The sequence below is a fragment of the Pseudomonas sp. AOB-7 genome, assembly GCF_003696305.1.
Classification (GTDB): domain Bacteria; phylum Pseudomonadota; class Gammaproteobacteria; order Pseudomonadales; family Pseudomonadaceae; genus Aquipseudomonas.
In genome coordinates this window covers 344,150-359,237 of sequence record NZ_RFFK01000003.1, presented here as the reverse complement: position 1 = coordinate 359,237, position 15,088 = coordinate 344,150, and the positions used below count along the sequence as shown (strand labels likewise).

General features: G+C 61.6%; 15 protein-coding genes. 1 reads left to right on the top strand and 14 read right to left on the bottom strand.

Annotated features, from left to right (window positions below):
- Positions 1-22: 22 nt before the first annotated feature.
- The 13 genes from EA796_RS08265 to EA796_RS08210 form a co-directional block, all read right to left on the bottom strand.
- On the bottom strand, positions 23-427 hold the full coding sequence (locus EA796_RS08265) for a type IV pilin protein (RefSeq protein ID WP_031302479.1): 405 nt from the start codon (positions 425-427) through the stop codon (positions 23-25).
- Between the two features lie 192 nt (positions 428-619).
- On the bottom strand, positions 620-4,069 hold the full coding sequence (locus EA796_RS08260; RefSeq protein WP_122108262.1) for a pilus assembly protein: 3,450 nt from the start codon (positions 4,067-4,069) through the stop codon (positions 620-622).
- Positions 4,070-4,083: 14 nt separating this feature from the next.
- Entirely contained in the window at positions 4,084-4,602 is a 519-nt protein-coding gene (locus EA796_RS08255) for a PilX N-terminal domain-containing pilus assembly protein (RefSeq protein WP_256679190.1), read from the bottom strand.
- An 11-nt stretch (positions 4,603-4,613) separates the two neighbouring features.
- A complete protein-coding gene (locus tag EA796_RS08250) occupies positions 4,614-5,639 on the bottom strand; it encodes a PilW family protein (RefSeq protein ID WP_122108350.1) in 1,026 nt (341 codons plus the stop codon).
- 10 nt (positions 5,640-5,649) lie between these two features.
- A complete protein-coding gene (gene pilV / locus EA796_RS08245) occupies positions 5,650-6,090 on the bottom strand; it encodes a type IV pilus modification protein PilV (RefSeq protein WP_122108260.1) in 441 nt (146 codons plus the stop codon).
- Positions 6,087-6,557: a GspH/FimT family pseudopilin gene (locus tag EA796_RS08240; RefSeq protein ID WP_021441739.1), complete on the bottom strand. Its 471-nt coding sequence runs from the start codon at positions 6,555-6,557 to the stop codon at positions 6,087-6,089. Before EA796_RS08240 ends, pilV (EA796_RS08245) begins: the two co-directional genes overlap by 4 nt.
- A complete protein-coding gene (locus EA796_RS23065) occupies positions 6,557-6,784 on the bottom strand; it encodes a hypothetical protein (protein ID WP_147459042.1) in 228 nt (75 codons plus the stop codon). Before EA796_RS23065 ends, EA796_RS08240 begins: the two co-directional genes overlap by 1 nt.
- 241 nt (positions 6,785-7,025) lie before the next feature.
- The gene (locus tag EA796_RS08235) at positions 7,026-10,424 is read right to left on the bottom strand and encodes a pilus assembly protein (protein ID WP_082457760.1); all 3,399 of its coding nucleotides are present in this window, start codon (positions 10,422-10,424) and stop codon (positions 7,026-7,028) included.
- Between the two features lie 15 nt (positions 10,425-10,439).
- Positions 10,440-10,982: a PilX N-terminal domain-containing pilus assembly protein gene (locus EA796_RS08230; RefSeq protein ID WP_021441741.1), complete on the bottom strand. Its 543-nt coding sequence runs from the start codon at positions 10,980-10,982 to the stop codon at positions 10,440-10,442.
- Positions 10,979-11,926 (bottom strand): PilW family protein, encoded by a 948-nt coding sequence (locus EA796_RS08225; protein WP_021441742.1) that lies wholly within the window; start codon positions 11,924-11,926, stop codon positions 10,979-10,981. The genes EA796_RS08230 and EA796_RS08225 overlap by 4 nt, the downstream gene beginning before the upstream one ends.
- Before the next feature lie 2 nt (positions 11,927-11,928).
- A complete protein-coding gene (gene pilV / locus EA796_RS08220) occupies positions 11,929-12,486 on the bottom strand; it encodes a type IV pilus modification protein PilV (protein WP_158603093.1) in 558 nt (185 codons plus the stop codon).
- Between the two features lies 1 nt (position 12,487).
- Positions 12,488-13,000, bottom strand: a complete 513-nt coding sequence (locus EA796_RS08215; protein WP_021441744.1) for a GspH/FimT family pseudopilin — start codon at positions 12,998-13,000, stop codon at positions 12,488-12,490.
- Positions 13,000-13,389 carry a type IV pilin protein gene (locus EA796_RS08210; protein ID WP_021441745.1) on the bottom strand — a complete coding sequence of 130 codons (390 nt, stop codon included), beginning with the start codon at positions 13,387-13,389 and terminating at the stop codon, positions 13,000-13,002. Before EA796_RS08210 ends, EA796_RS08215 begins: the two co-directional genes overlap by 1 nt.
- Before the next feature lie 152 nt (positions 13,390-13,541).
- On the opposite strand from EA796_RS08210, the gene EA796_RS08205 reads away from it, so the two are divergent.
- Entirely contained in the window at positions 13,542-14,060 is a 519-nt protein-coding gene (locus tag EA796_RS08205) for a GspH/FimT family protein (protein ID WP_122108258.1), read from the top strand.
- A 7-nt stretch (positions 14,061-14,067) separates the two neighbouring features.
- On the opposite strand, the gene ispH is transcribed toward EA796_RS08205, so the two are convergent.
- On the bottom strand, positions 14,068-15,012 hold the full coding sequence (ispH, locus tag EA796_RS08200; RefSeq protein WP_122108257.1) for a 4-hydroxy-3-methylbut-2-enyl diphosphate reductase: 945 nt from the start codon (positions 15,010-15,012) through the stop codon (positions 14,068-14,070).
- Positions 15,013-15,088 lie beyond the last annotated feature (76 nt).

The following is a 15,088-nucleotide window of genomic DNA, read 5'->3' as shown; positions in this document are numbered from 1 at the left end:
TTATACGCCAGCAGCGCGTCGGCTACCAGCACTCGGCGGCGCTACGGCTGGCATTGCTCAGCGTACGAGCGCCGGTGTGGCTGACACGAAAGTCGCCACAGGGATCGCTGGCCATGCTGCCGGTGCGAGTGGCCTGCAGGAGGAAACTGGTGGCCGTGGCGTTGCCGCTGGCCGCCAGGGTATAGCTGGTACCGGCCGCCTGCGGGAACACCGCCGCCAGGTTGCCATCCGCGCCCAGGTAAGTGCCCTGAGCGGCGAAGTGGCGCTCCAGGCTCTGTGCGCCGTCCATCAGCGCGGCCTTGGCCTCGGCGCGCTTGCCGCGGGCGACGTACTCGGTGTAGTTGGGATAGGCGATGGCGGCGAGGATGCCGATCACCGCTACCACAATCATCAGTTCGATCAGGGTGAAACCTTGTTGTCGTGACATCTGTTTGAGTCCGAGGCGCCGAACCGGCGCCATTGTCATCGCTAAATTGGGTGTGCCAGGGCAATCGCTCGAAGCGGAAAGAACCAGCAGGCGGCGCCCTGTAGGAACCAAGGAGGCACCTGGCCTCTATCGCGAAATCGCGAATAAATTCGCTCCTACCCCCTCATGCCCTTGCCCTGGACCGCGCCTGGGCTACTTGATCTGATTCCACGACTGGCGCCCTTCGATGACATTCAGACCATTGGCGGCAGGAATGCAATCGTCCACCCCGGTGCCGCGGCAGAGCCAGTACTTGTTATCGTCCAGCAGGTCGTAACCGCCGGTGGGAATGCCCCCCTCCGAGCCCAGGCCGGAAACGTCCATCGGCACGCCGTCGACCAGCACGGTATCGCCGCTGTCGAAACTGCCGTCCTTGTTCATATCGAACAGGGTGTAGTTGAGCCGTCCTCCCGTCCCCAGGTCGAGTACCAGGGTCCAGCCGCTGCCGCCGCCCATGCACGGGTCGCTGGACGGAATGGCGGTCTGCACCACCAGGCGGTTGAGCAGGATGCTCGGCGCATGGATCACCCGCTCGCCCTGGGCGCCGGATACCGGCGAGGTCAGGTCGAGGTACCAGCCGCGCTGCGTGGCCCAGTTGAGCCCGGCGGACCGATCCAGCACCCGCACCAGACGCTCGTGCGCTCTGCCCTCGAAGAGGATGGAACGAGCGTCCAGCGCGCCGCGACCAGTGAAGGCGATGGAGCCGCCGTTGCTGGCCGGCTTGTCCCAGATGCCGTAGAAGCTCTGGGTGCTGCGATCGGTGACGTCGCCGGCGCTGTACATGCGTCCGCTGCCGAAGAAGATCATGTTGCCTGCGAAGCCCTCCTGCGGGTGGGGGGCGATCTCCGGCTTGACGGTGATCGGCTGGCGCTTGCCACTGCTGTCGCTGGCCACGTAGAGCGGTTGCGGCCGGCCGCCGGAGCGCAGGCTGACCTCGAAGTCGTCGGCGCCGCTGCCATTGTTCTTCAGGTTGAACTTCCACAGGTTGCCGCTGAGGTCGCCGGCATAGATGGCATCGACGTAGATGTATCCGTCGTCGTCGCGCGCATAGACGAAGGACGGGCTGGACAATCCGCCGGTCGCGGCACCGGCGCGCACCTTGTTCAGCTCGCCGCTGGCCAGGTCGACGATCAGCAGCACCGAGTCGTCGTTGGTGCTGCCGTGGCCGTTGCCGAAGATCGCCACCCACTTGCCGTCCTTCAGGCGACCGATCACCGGGTCGCCGAACACATGGCCCAGATCGGCATCGTCCTTGATCTCCCAGAGCACCTTGCTGGCGTCGAAACCGCTGCTGGAGGTGTCGGTCACGTCTAGGGCGAATACCGTCTTGCCGCCCGCGCCGAGACTGCCCACCAGCACCGAGCGCCAGCGTCCGTCGAGTACGGCGTCGCGAACCTGTAGGCCGCCGTCGACGAAGTAACGGTGGTTGTAGTCGCTGGCGGCCAGCTGTTTGACATTGCTCAGCACACCGCTGGGCATGTAGGCGAACAATTCTCGGCCGCTGTTGGCGTCGAAGGCATGGAGGAAACCGTCGTTGGCCCCGACGAACAGGGTCGGCGTGCGCCCGGCCTTGCCGGCGACGAAGGCGTTGTAGTCCTGGGCTCCGTTGCCGGGCGCCGGCACCCGCCCCTGGAAGCCCCAGTTCTGCTTGTTGGCGAGCACCAGGGTGGAATTGACGATATCGCCCAGCAGCGTACTGCGCGACCGATACTTGAGCCCGGCGGGCGCCTCGTTGGCATCGCTGCCCATCAGGTAATCGAACAGCGCCTGGTTGTTGTCGAAGTGCCCGCGCATCTCGCTGGACAACCCGCTCCAGTTCAGCGCCAGGCCCTGGCCGCTGCCGGCCGCGCCGCTGTGGCCGAACAGCCGCCGGGCGCTCGGGTTGATCAGCCTCCCGGCCTCCCACTGGTCGCTGAAGACGATGCCCGTGCTGGTCTGCGTCGGGCGCTTGGCCAGCAGCTTGCCGGACCAGTCGGCACTGCTGAAGTTGGCCTCGTAGACCAGGGTCTCGCTGTCCAGACGCCGGGCGCTGGGCACCGCCGCCGTGTTGGAGCCGTTGCGCACGGCAATCGAACCCAGGGTGTCGCTCAAGGCCTTGGCGAAGGATTGCGGATCCTGGGCGCTGAAGAACTCGCCGCGGCTGTTGACGGCGGCGTGCAACAGGTCGTCGATCTTGGCCGGCTCGCTGGCCGACGGATCCGGCCAGGTCAGGGAGGCGCCGCTGCCGATGGCGGCGAACGCCTGCTGCGCATCGACGCTGCCACTGACCCCCAGGCCGATGCCGAAGGTCACCATATGCTGCCAGAAGGCCGGATTGGCCGGCGACGTCGGCACCCGGTTGGCCAGGTTGGCGATCAGGTCGCGGCTCCAGTAGTACATCGCCACGTCGGCCAGGGTGCCGGCGTGGTTGTCGCGGAACGGCGACTTGGGCACGTAGCGGTAGGTGGCGCCGTCCGGCCCACTGATGGTCGGCCCGTTGCCGTTATCGACGTTGCCCTGCGCGTCGCTGTTGGCGGCGCCGTCACCATTCCAGTAGCCGTCGGTGGTGAGCAGGCTGTAGCTCTGCCGGCAGGCATAGTCCTGCCCACCGCTGGCACCCGGCGTGGAACTCCAGGGCCCGCGCGCATCGGCGCGCGAATAGTACTCGCCGGCATCGCCCAGAGCCTTGCGCAGCGGCGTACTGCCACTGGCCTGGGCGGCGAACAGCCAGTCGTAAAAATCGCTGCGGCCGCTGCCCTCGAAGCGCCGCACGCCGCGCACCAGGGTATCGGTGGCGACGCCATCGACCGTGTTGCCGGCAAGGTTGATGGCGCCGTAGCCGACGCGGATATCGCCGCCCTGGCCATGGAAGGCCTGGCTGACGCCGGCCTTGGCCGCCAGCATGCGAGTACGGTAGTAGGAAAACCAGTTGGCGAAGTTCTGCTGCTGGTCAGCGCTGACGGCACGCTCGGCGTAGCAGCTGTCCTGGCGCGGATTACTGGCACAGCTGCCGCCGCCGACGTAGTCATGGTAGAAGGCGGCCACGCCGCCAGAGGCGTTGCCGATGGCGAAGCCACGGTAGTAACGCACGTTGTCGCAGCGCCGATTGAGGCATTCGTAGCTGCTGGCGGCGAAATAATCGTCCATGGTCGCCATGTAGTTGCTGCGCAGGTCCACGGTCGCGCTGCCGGCATAGCCATCGAGCCAGGCCGCACTGAAGCTGGCGCTGGCGAAACGCTGGCCATCGCTCTTGATCGGTGGCAGGTAGGTGACGGCCGGGTTGAAATACACCTTATTCAGATGACTGGAGGTCAGATAACGGCGCGTGCCCTTGCTGCAGAAATGGGTGTAAGCGCCGCCATAGGCACCACGGCCGGTACACTCGGCCTGGTTGTACCAGCCCTGCCCGGATTCCATGTAGGACGGGCGCAACTCATCGGGCATGAACCCCCAGCGCATCGAGCCCGAGTCGTCGAGGATGAACAGGATGTTCGGCTCCACCTGACCGCCGAGGTTGAGCGGCGACTGCGCCGGGGTAAAGGCCCAGGCGGCTTGCAACGACGCGCCGGTCAGCAGCGCCGCCAGCAGCGCGCGCAGGGTGAAGGAAGCCATTGCCGCTTGCATCTCATGCTCCTTGATCAGTTCTGTCCGCGAATGGCGATGGCCACCGTGGAGCGCAGATGGACTTCCGCGTCGCCGCTGCCGTAACCCCGTGCCTCGACATTGAACAGGAAGGTGCGGCTGAGGCAGTCGAAGGCGCGATCCTCGCTGATCGAGCCGTCGGTCTCGCAGATGAAGGTGGTTCCGCTTGCGGCGTCGCCGTAGAAATTACTCACCGTGCAGGTCGGCGTGGCAGGCTGGCGCCGGAGATTGTCCGGCGCGGCCCACTGCTCGGCGGTCAGCACCGGACAGGCGCTCGCCACCAGGAACAGGCTGGCCGGATCGGCACTGGCCTCCACCTGCTGACGCACATAGGCTTCGCCGCTACGCAACGCCGCCTCGGCGGCCTGGAAGGCGGTGTTGTAATCGCGGGTACCACCGACCATGCGCTCCTGCAGGGTGCTGCCGGACATGGACGCCAGACCGATCACCGTGAGGATCAGCACCATCACCAGGCATACCAGGAGCACCACGCCCCGCTGCCGTTTCATCTGCATAAAGGGCCTCATCAGTCGATCCGGTTGCGCAGGGCGACCACGGTCCGGTAGACCTGGCGCAGACGTCCATCGGCGGCGACCGCCGCCCCATCGAACACCACCGTCTGATCGCGGGCACTGGCCAGTTGGCCGTCGCTCTCCAGCAGCAGCTCGAAACTGAGGGTGCGCACGTCATCCCAGCGGTTGGCCGCCTCGACCTCGGCGGCGCTCAGATAGTCGCGCACTCCCACCCCGCCGGCGGCAACCAGTCCATAGTGCACGCGCATGGACTGCACGCCCTCGACCATCTCCTCGGCGACGCCGGTGGCCGAATTGCGCACGAACAGAGCATGCAACGGCCGGCCGTCGACGCCGTTGCGCCCGGTCTCGGCGACGTAGAACACCCGGTGGGCGAAACCGAAGATGCGCGCGGGGCTTTCGAAGCGAATCTCGGAGAATTTGAAGCCGCCGCACAGGGCTGCAGCGTTGTTGGTGCCCGCGGCATGGGCCAGGGTCGGCTCCTTGACATTGGCATTCGGGGCGTTGGTGATACGGATCACCACCGCCTTCTGCAGATCCGCCACCATCACCAGTTGATTCTGTTGCATGCTCGGGCAGTAGCGGTCGACCTTGACGTTGGCGTTCTTGCCGGGCGCCATCACCTCGCCCTCGGTGAGGAAGGCCTCGCAACCGTCGTTGGCGAACACATGTACTTCGTCGCTGCCGGCCACGCCCAGCTCGCCCGCGGCACCTGCGCTGGTACGGCCCCAAACGGGACGATTGATGCCTGCCCAGTCGGCCGGATCGGCATTGCTGGCCACCACGCAAATGCTTTCTTCCGGCAGGCGCACGCCAAGGCCGATGCCGGCCGGGCGAACCTGCTGCGCCAGATACTGCAAAGCGAAACGGCCGTTTTCCTGCAGCCGGTTCAGGTTGCCCTGCATGACGAAGGTAGTCTTGCTGCTGAGAAACACCTGCAGAACCGCACCGGTGACGATCAGGCCGAGCAACATGGCCACCATCAACTCGATCAGGCTCAAACCGCGCTGTTTGCGCATAGCCACCTCGTCAGATCTGAGTCACGAAAGAGAACTGCTGGGCCGGACTGCCACCCACCCGCTCCTCTGTCCATTGAACCGTGATGGTGAAGCGTTGCCCGTCGCGAGCCACGCCACCGGTACCGTCCGGCAGCTGGCTGGCCAGGTTGGCGCGCCACTGCGCCTGGTCGCGCTGGAACGGCAGGCAGTCGTCCTCTGCGGACGGCACGCAGGCCAGCTCGGCATCCAACGCCAGGTCGTAGAGACCGGCCTGGGCGTCGCCACGACCAGCGCGCATGCGGTCGGCCATCTCGTAGGCGAGGAACACCGCATGCGAGCGAACCGATGCGCTCTGGTTGGCCTTCAGCGCGTTGAGCTGCATGGCCGCCAGACCGAGAATCGCCAGGGAAAAGATCACCACCGCGACCAGCACCTCGATCAACGAGGCGCCCTGCTGCATGCATCGGCTCATCGCGCTTGCTCCTTGGCTACCGAGACCACACCGGACAGGGCGATGGTTACGGTGCGCGCATACTGGGCCGCGCTCTCGCCATACTGGGTATCGACGCTCAGGGTCAGGGCCTTGGCCGCATTGGCGACCAGGCGTCCCTGGCCATCGAAGACGACCGCCTGCACGCCGGCGGGCTGGACGAAAAACGCCTCCATGGCCGGAAACTCGCGCAACAGCAGATCATCCGCGACCCGGCTCACCTGCCATATGCCGCTATCCTGCAGCGGCCCGCGCAGGCGCACCTGCTGGCCACGTTGAGCGGCTTCGCCGCGGGCATAGTTGAGCATGCTGACGAAGCCGTTGGCCTCGGCAGCCAGGCGGTTGTCGCGCAGCATCTGCGAAAAGCCGGGGGCCGCCACACCGAGGAGAATGGCCAGCACGGCGAGCGTCACCATCAGCTCGATTAGCGAAAATCCTTTCTGCGACATCACTGCGCCTCATAGACAATGCCCGCGCCATGGATAAACGGCGATGCGAAATCCCGACAAACCAACCGCTCATCCATGAAAAGTTGCCGCTCATCGCAAAAACCGACGAAGGCCCGAATACTAAACGAATAAACATTCGTTTGAAAAATGGGATGCGGCGAATGCGACACTGCCCGCAGGAATACTGCGAACCGATAGGATTTTTTTGAATTGGCACGAAAGTGCATGCCATCCGCCGGGACGGCACATTAGCAGATCGCAGGCGCGATGAGGAAAACGCGCCGCGGCCAGACAGGTGTCCGACCGGTAGACGCGTAAGGCTTAGGGACTAGGGGGACGGTTTGTGCCGCCCACGCCTATTAGGAACAACTGGAGGAAGACTTGCGCTCGACGGCTACACCCACTGGTTTCTGCAGTGGCTCGCCCACCGGCCGAGCCACATGATGATCAGCAGGCAAGCTCCTGCAATCAACGATCAATATCCGTATTCCAATAGATTCGCTGCCTGGTTTGATCCGTCTCCGGCACGATCTCGTTGACCTTGAGGCCCTCGCAGCCGATACAGACGGTCACCAGTTCCTCTCCATTTCCATCCGCGTCCGTTACCGGGACCGTTGTGATGATTGGCGGAATCGGCATGCCGCCGCCAACAATTTCAGTGCTGGTATCACGATCACAAGACGACGGCGTGAACAGGCTCCGCTGATAAGCCTTGCCAATACCCGGCGCCCGCGAACACAACCCTGGCTTGTCACCTCCGGGTTGATAGGAATTGAACAGTACCTGACCGCCTGCAATGGCTGCAGGATTGACAATCTGCTCCCCTCGCCCATTCAAGTTCATATACCAACCGCGCGGCCCTGCGACATTACAACTGGTGTTAGCGTCGACATTGGAGAAGCTGACGTTGGCCAACTGATTGCCATCCAAATCGACGGCACCTGACTGAGTAGCGCCAGGAAGATCCACATAGGCATAGAAGCGATCCTGGACGCTGGAAACATAGGGGTAATTGCTTTCCAACGGACGCTCACGGTTGCCCGAGCCAAGCGCGACATAGACGCTGTCGCGGAGGACTGCAACGGTTGGGCGGTTCAGGAACCGCCGGGTCGTATCCAGCGTATTGGCGATCTTGGTGATCGACCAGGCGCTCTGCGCTAGGGCGGTAAGACTGCCATCCGCGTTCAATGTGGCGAAGTTGACTCTGTACAACCCACCGGCTGCGTCCGCAGCATAGGCAAAATCGACGGTGCCGTTGAAGTCCATATCTACAGTCGCCACCTCGGCAACCACAGGCGCATCGGTCGACAGATCAGTCGGCCCGCGAAGTACGACCCCACTCACAGCGTCCAGAACATAAACGCCCTTGCCCTTGGCGGAGGAACTGCATGGATACGCCGCCTGATCGCTATCCAAGCATTTGTCATAGCCACCACCAAAAACGACTACAGCCTTCTTCGCCCCCGCGTTACTGGTATCCGCCACGAAAGCCCCTTGCGGAGTCGACCAGCTCTGGCCCAGCCCCTCAAAGCCCGTTGGGCAACCGGTGTCGTTGTCGAGGCTCGGGCAACCGAAGCGCCACAAAAGCGTGGGCGAGGTTGGATTGGTTACATTCAGGCCATACACCATCCGCCCACCACGCCGCATGGAAGGATAGATGTAGGCGCTATTGACTTGATTATTCTCGCCGTATGTCACGATCTGCCCGATCGAACCGTCGAAGAAGTAGTCCTTCGGCAACGGCGTCGGCGTGGCCGTCATGTCCTGATTCGGGAAGGCAACAATCGGCGAGTTCTGGTAGAGCCGGTTGATTTTGGCCACATGCTCGGGCGCCAGCAACGACCACTGTTCCCCGCCATCCGCCGCACGCACCGACCTGAACAGCCCGTCATTGGAGCCGTAGTAGACGAAGATCCCTGTGCTGCCGCCGTAGTTGATCGTCAGTGGCCGCGAATGGATAACGTCACCATGGATACTTGGCCGACCACCGACGTCTTGCTCCTCGCCAGTTTCCGACTCTTCGGCTGCCGGCATCTTTTCACCGGCCCCAGGCTCGGTGCCTATGATGTAATCCAACAGCGCCTGATCGACATGAGAGCTGGTCAGCGCAGTTAAACCGCTAGCTCCGACAGTGAAGAGAGTGCGGGCATCGAGATCACTGCGACGGGTAACCTGGGCCACCCCCCCTTTTTCGACAAAGGGACCATCGGGCGAGTCGGACCATACGCTATTAGTGTTGGATTCATCCACGCATTGGCTGCGCGGCGGGGGAGTGATACTCAGCCCCGACCAGTAGTCGCCAGAATCTTCTGTCCAGAAACTTTCCGCGCACTCTGTCGCAAAGCCGGAAAGTGGGTTGATCGCCTGCTTACGATTGGCGTCGGCGAGCTCGGGGCGACCATTGAACAAGGTGATCTGGTAGCGCTTGAGGTTACCGAACCAGCGCGGCAGCGCCTCCTTGTCCGGACGGAACATGCCGATAAAGACCTGGTTCTCCTGCTGAGCGCGGTTGGTCGCACTCAGCGGCAGGGTAACAGCCGCAAAGGTTGAACTGGTAGAGAGGATATCGGACAGCGCATTACCGATGGCCTCGACGATTGCATCTTCACTGCGCGCAGCGAAATAACGGCCGCCCCCTACACCCTCAGATGCACTGAGCATCAGCCCGGTGTGGTCTTCGTTCTGCTGCCTATTGAACACATCAATTGCATAGGTGATGACATTGACACGCTGTTGCTGCACCTCGCCCTCTGCGTCGGTGTAGCTAACAGGAACACCATAGTCGTGCAGGAACTTGGCCCAATCATCGAAGTTCCAAGCCCTGCCGGAGGAGCTATCCACCCCGTCAGTGGGCTCTATCGTCGTTGTTGTCCCCCCCCCTTGCAAAACGGCAAGCCGCGCAGTCCGCTGATTCTGGTTGCCCGATGTGATGCAGCCGGAGGTATTCGTGCTCTTAGTAGTGATACTGCAGGAACAGTTAGTTTGACCTACACAAAGTCCAGTACCGGTAGACTCTGCCGCCGTACAGCTATCGACAGCGGCATCCGTATAGCACTGACTCGAGAATCCTAGAGTAGTGGACGGCTCGGTAACATCGGTGCGCGAAAACTCTGGTATTGGAAGAGGTGCACTGCCGGTCGAGCCGGCCAAGCCATCGGGAGTTCCTCCAACCTCAGCATAGAGCGCGCGCAACGCCGCACTATTGGCTGCACTATCGGCAGTAGGCCCACTACTGTTTGGATTACCGATAAAAATCACATAGGTGTTGGAGCACATGCTATTGGAGGTCAACGGTGAGCGGAACACGCCATACTGCGAGCTATAGCCCCCAGTATCAGCCTTGCTCGCCGGAGTACCACCACCCGAAAAGCTTTGCGCCCTTCCCGACAGGTAGTTGTACACGTCGTACATCAAGTTGCCATAGGGCGTATTGGCACTGCGCTTCTCGACAGGCGCTTCGATATTCTGATAGATCGAGCCACTACCATCGACCAAGGTATTACTAAGTTGCGCGTAGCTTGCCGCTGTCAACTGCTGCAAGTTGAACCGAACATATCCGCCATCTTGGTTGGCATTGCCCTCGGTCGTGAACTCAACCAGCCCAACATTAACCTTATCCACCAGACCGGCCAATGCGCGCTTGATTGCCCGCACCTCGGACTGCCCCTGGGTCAAGCCGCCCGGCCATTGCTGGCTTTGCCGCGACCAATTGGAGGTATTATCAAGAACGAAAATGATATTCGGCAGACCACTATCGGCACCGGCACTGCCCACGAATATATCGATATCCTCAGCCTGAGCTGCCCCAGCAACCCCCAATCCGGCGAGCAGAAGAACACGCTGCAACCAATTCAGACACTTCATCATTACATTGCCCTCCTGCTACTCCGGACAAGCCGTCGCAATATTATTACTGGTCGCGCGAACCGCAACGCCCTGCCGCACAACGACCTCAGCGCCTGTAAGCACGTCACGCGCCGTTGCCCGCATTTCCCAAACAGAATTTACACACATGGAATTTTCGGATTCCGGAATAAAGCAACTGGCGTCGGAAGGATCTGCCACGTTCAACGCAGAGTTCTTGATCGGCAAAACAATCACGCAACTCGGACTATCCACTACAACAGCTATATCGACGCTGCCGTCTCCATTGAAGTCGTAGCATTTGCGATTGGACTGCCCGCATGACGCCTGAAAAATATTGGAAGGCGAACTGAGGAACTGCGCGGAACTTATTGCCTCTTCTAAGGCAGCATTGGCTGCATACTTGGCAAGGTTACGACTCTCCATATTTTGAACGACCTTAAGGTTGGTCTGAGTCATATTGAAGCCGCTAACCACCATCAGCGTCACTAACAGCAGCATTATCAGCGCCACCAGTAGCACAGCCCCTCGCTGTCGGCGGATCGACTCAAAATTGCTCATGGCAGCTCCCTCCGCCCGGCCACGTTGCGCAAGTGCACAGTGGTGGAATAAAGCTGGCGCTTGAACCCCCTTTGCGCTTCAGGCACCTCGTACTCCTCTCCCGCGAGAGTGTAACTACGAGAGTCGGTGTAGCCCGCTGTGGGCTCTGGGTTACGCGCGATGAGCGACACCTTGACTGCCACCACATCTGACCATTGAGCCGTTGCGGGGGCAGCAGTGAACTCGTCAATCTGGCCGTCACCATCGGTATCGATCCCATATTCGAAACGCATGATCTCGATGCCATCGACCAACGAGGTGACGGTGTTGTAGTTCCCACCCGCCAACTCGGCACGCACCAACTCATCACTGTCATTCACGTAGTAGACACGGCTAAATAAGCGGTAAACCGGGGCAGGGGTTGAACAATCTCGTTGCGTGAAAGTCAGATCAGCCGAAGCACTCTTCAGCAATACCGTTCCTGGCGAGACATCCTTGCAGGCAGAAACCTGAATATGAAAGTTGCCATTGCTGAAAAGCGCGCATCCGGCAGTACCTACCGCGCAGGTGCTCGCTCGACGCAGCGCAATGAAATCGGAACTTGCCTTGCTATTCTCACAATCGGTGCCGGAGTCCGCCGCTCCCTGTACCGGGTAGCCCATGGCATCCTCCAGTTCCGCAGCACTGGTCGGACACAGGGGCGGTAGGCCCGCCGGCACCGGCTGAGCCCCGGCCTCCCCCCAGAATCCTGCGTTGGCCAACTCGTCCTCCATCAAGCGCAGCGCATATATGCCGTTCTCGATCTGCCGGCCGGTCTTCTCGATCTCTCCGCGGGTACGGCTGTTACTGATAAAAACCTCCGAAACCGCCAGCAAGATCACGATGCCGAGCACCATTGCCACCATGATCTCCACCAGGGAGAAGCCGTGCTGTCGTCCGGGCGTCATGAGACCGCTACCTTTCATCCTCATACTCCCAGATAAGCCAGAACGACATCGACGCTGACCGCCCGGCGCAACCTGTCGTCAGCACCATAGGCATTGGCGCCACAGGACAGTGGGGGGATCACCGTTGGCGTCAAGCCTTGCCAGGCAACGGTTACCCGGATGACAGCCTGCCCGGTCGCCGCGATGCTAACGTTGTCGATACAGCCCCTGGCCCCCATGATGCTGCCAAGTTGCTGCCCCGATGCCTCGACGCTGGCGCCACGAAGCGCCTGATTCCATTCACACAAATCGATCGATACACCGTAGGCGCCGGAGCAATTCTGGTTGTTCAGACCATGCACGGTGTCCGTGTCGTAGTCGCCGTTACGAGCAGCCTGGGGATTACTCCGGATTCGGCTAGCCATATCCTCCACCAACATCATGGCCTGGGCACGCTGATAGGCCTCGAACTGGCTGTTGAGCATCCTGGCATTCATGCCCGCGAGCCCCAGCAAGCCGATGGCAAGTACCAGCAGCGTGACCAATACCTCTACCAGAGTGAACCCATACTGCCCTGCACGAAGAGATACGCTGTTCATTTCAGCATTCCCCCTTGCTGGAGCTGGCTCGACCATCCAGGCCAAGCGAAAGACAACTGACCGATGCCGCGTCGCTAGCGTCACTGCTCACTTCAAACTCCACGGCACTAGTAGTTCGGCCGGAAGCGCTGAAAATAATGCCGGCATTCGGACCAGTTATCCCCACGCCAGACGACAGGGTATGCGCCAAAATCGCAGGCTGCCCCGCCGTAGGATGTGCAATGCCCCAGCCCGCAGCCCAACCACCAGCCGCGGGGGCGAGAGTAATCTGACGATTAAGCTTGATTGCTTCGGAACGCGCCAAACTGATCGCAGTATGGAGGTCGGTGATAGTTGCCCGCACCCTCTGCTCAGCGATGATCGCGCGGTAAGACGGCACTGCGACCCCTATCAAAATGCCCAGAACCACCAGGCTTACCATCAACTCGATCAACGAGAACCCCCGAGAGCGATAAACCTGCTCTGTATTTCGGCGCGCCATAAGCTCCGAACGACCGGCAAGCAGCAGCTTCATTACCATGAGCCTCCCGCCCAAGTCTTAGCGCCACTCTGGTTGATCGTCAGGTTGCCGTCTCCAGCCTGAGCCGTACCGGACTTAGGGGCAGCAGTGATAGTGAAAGTCGGAGGCGTGGCACTCACCCCACTCAGGCTCACATCGTAATTGCGTGCAACGCTCGCCGGCTCCGGAACGCCGAGAGCGCTGACGGTGGACGCATATGCTCGCGAGTCCATAAGAATCTGCTGCTGGCGCTGCGCCAAATCCATCAAGTAGGCCTGGGCTTCGCCACGATTGGCGCGAACCACGTACTGCGTATAGGAGGGGTAGGCTACTGCGGCCAAGATACCGATAACCGCTACCGTGATCATGAGTTCAATCAGGGTAAATCCTTTGGCTGTTTGCACGCTGGGACTCCTCCATCAAATGCAGGGCAGAATTGCACAACTAGGCTATACAGGTCTTCACGGCAAGGACGACCGGCTCATCTGGACCGTTGAGCGGCACAACGCCGCTCTCTTTGTCGATTTAATAGCCACTGCATACGAGGCAGGACGCCATGTATAAAAGCGCGAAGGGATTTACCCTGCATGAGCTAATGATCGGCATGGCCATTCTGGTCCTAACAGCCAGCCTAGGTCTGCCAACTCTGTACAATTTCATCCACGATTACCGCCTGACAGCCGCAGCGAACGACCTTCTGCTGGCAGCCCTGTATGCGCGCAGCGAGGCGATAAAGCGCAATGCGCCAGTATTACTTGTGGCGCGCTCCGGATCCTGGCCGAGCGGCTGGGAGGTGTACCCCGACTACAATTACAGCAGCACTCGAGATGAAGCGGAAAATGTACTGCTGGTGGGAAAGGAGCAGCCAGAACTGACAATTAGGGGCAATCAACCGGTAGCCGCCTACATCAGATTCAGCCCCAGCGGGAGGGCCAAACTTCCGGGCGGGGCTTTTCAAGCAGGCACCATAACCCTCTGCCACCCGAAGAGTAGATCCATGCAACGAGAGCTAGTGTTGAACTCCAGAGGTCGCCTCAAGCTCCAGAAATCTTCTCGTGAAGGCTGCTCCCCATGACCAAAGCTCAGAGCGCCTTGACCCTGAGTTCCTTGGGCATCGAGAAGGTCACGTTCTCCGGCCGCCCGTCCAGTTCGGTCTCCCCTTGCGCGCCCCAGGCGCGCAGCTGTTCGACCACCCCGCGCACCAGCACTTCCGGGGCCGAGGCGCCGGCGGTGATGCCGATGCCGCTTACCCCGTCGAACCATTCGGCCTTGAGATCCTCGGCGCCGTCGACCAGGTAGGCCGGGGTGCCCATGCGCTCAGCCAGCTCGCGCAGGCGGTTGGAGTTGGAACTGTTGGGGCTACCCACCACCAGCAGCACGTCGCACTCGGCGGCGAGCTGCTTGACCGCGTCCTGGCGGTTCTGCGTGGCGTAGCAGATATCGTCCTTGCGCGGCCCACCGATGGCCGGGAACTTGGCGCGCAGGGCGTCGATCACCTTGCCGGTGTCGTCCATCGACAGCGTGGTCTGGGTCACGAAGGCCAGCGCCTCGGGGTTGCGCACCTGCAGCTCGGCGACGTCGGTCTCGTCTTCCACCAGGTAGATGGCACCGCCGTTGCTGGCATCGTACTGGCCCATGGTGCCTTCCACTTCCGGATGACCCTCGTGGCCGATGAGGATGCACTCGCGGCCCTCGCGGCTGTAGCGCACCACCTCCATATGCACCTTGGTCACCAGCGGGCAGGTGGCGTCGAACACCTTGAGTCCACGACGCTCGGCCTCGTCACGCACGGCCTTGGACACGCCGTGGGCGCTGAAGATGACGATGACGTCGTCCGGCACCTGATCCAGCTCCTCGACGAATACCGCGCCGCGGGCGCGCAGATCCTCGACCACGAACTTGTTGTGCACCACTTCGTGACGCACGTAGATCGGCGGGCCGAAGACTTCCAGGGCGCGGTTGACGATCTCGATGGCGCGGTCGACGCCGGCGCAGAAGCCGCGGGGATTGGCGAGTTTGATATGCATGCTGGTTGTCTCGGTATTGATCGAGGATCGACGCGCCGCTATGGGTCGATCCCGGAAGGTACAGCCTGCGCGGGAT

Coding starts and splice junctions, on each gene's coding strand:
- EA796_RS08265 (WP_031302479.1), bottom strand. CDS start 427: ATGTCACGACAACAAGGTTTCACCCTGATCGAACTGATGATTGTGGTA.
- EA796_RS08260 (WP_122108262.1), bottom strand. CDS start 4,069: ATGCAAGCGGCAATGGCTTCCTTCACCCTGCGCGCGCTGCTGGCGGCG.
- EA796_RS08255 (WP_256679190.1), bottom strand. CDS start 4,602: ATGCAGATGAAACGGCAGCGGGGCGTGGTGCTCCTGGTATGCCTGGTG.
- EA796_RS08250 (WP_122108350.1), bottom strand. CDS start 5,639: ATGCGCAAACAGCGCGGTTTGAGCCTGATCGAGTTGATGGTGGCCATG.
- pilV (WP_122108260.1), bottom strand. CDS start 6,090: ATGAGCCGATGCATGCAGCAGGGCGCCTCGTTGATCGAGGTGCTGGTC.
- EA796_RS08240 (WP_021441739.1), bottom strand. CDS start 6,557: ATGTCGCAGAAAGGATTTTCGCTAATCGAGCTGATGGTGACGCTCGCC.
- EA796_RS23065 (WP_147459042.1), bottom strand. CDS start 6,784: ATGCACTTTCGTGCCAATTCAAAAAAATCCTATCGGTTCGCAGTATTC.
- EA796_RS08235 (WP_082457760.1), bottom strand. CDS start 10,424: ATGATGAAGTGTCTGAATTGGTTGCAGCGTGTTCTTCTGCTCGCCGGA.
- EA796_RS08230 (WP_021441741.1), bottom strand. CDS start 10,982: ATGAGCAATTTTGAGTCGATCCGCCGACAGCGAGGGGCTGTGCTACTG.
- EA796_RS08225 (WP_021441742.1), bottom strand. CDS start 11,926: ATGAAAGGTAGCGGTCTCATGACGCCCGGACGACAGCACGGCTTCTCC.
- pilV (WP_158603093.1), bottom strand. CDS start 12,486: ATGAACAGCGTATCTCTTCGTGCAGGGCAGTATGGGTTCACTCTGGTA.
- EA796_RS08215 (WP_021441744.1), bottom strand. CDS start 13,000: ATGAAGCTGCTGCTTGCCGGTCGTTCGGAGCTTATGGCGCGCCGAAAT.
- EA796_RS08205 (WP_122108258.1), top strand. CDS start 13,542: ATGTATAAAAGCGCGAAGGGATTTACCCTGCATGAGCTAATGATCGGC.
- ispH (WP_122108257.1), bottom strand. CDS start 15,012: ATGCATATCAAACTCGCCAATCCCCGCGGCTTCTGCGCCGGCGTCGAC.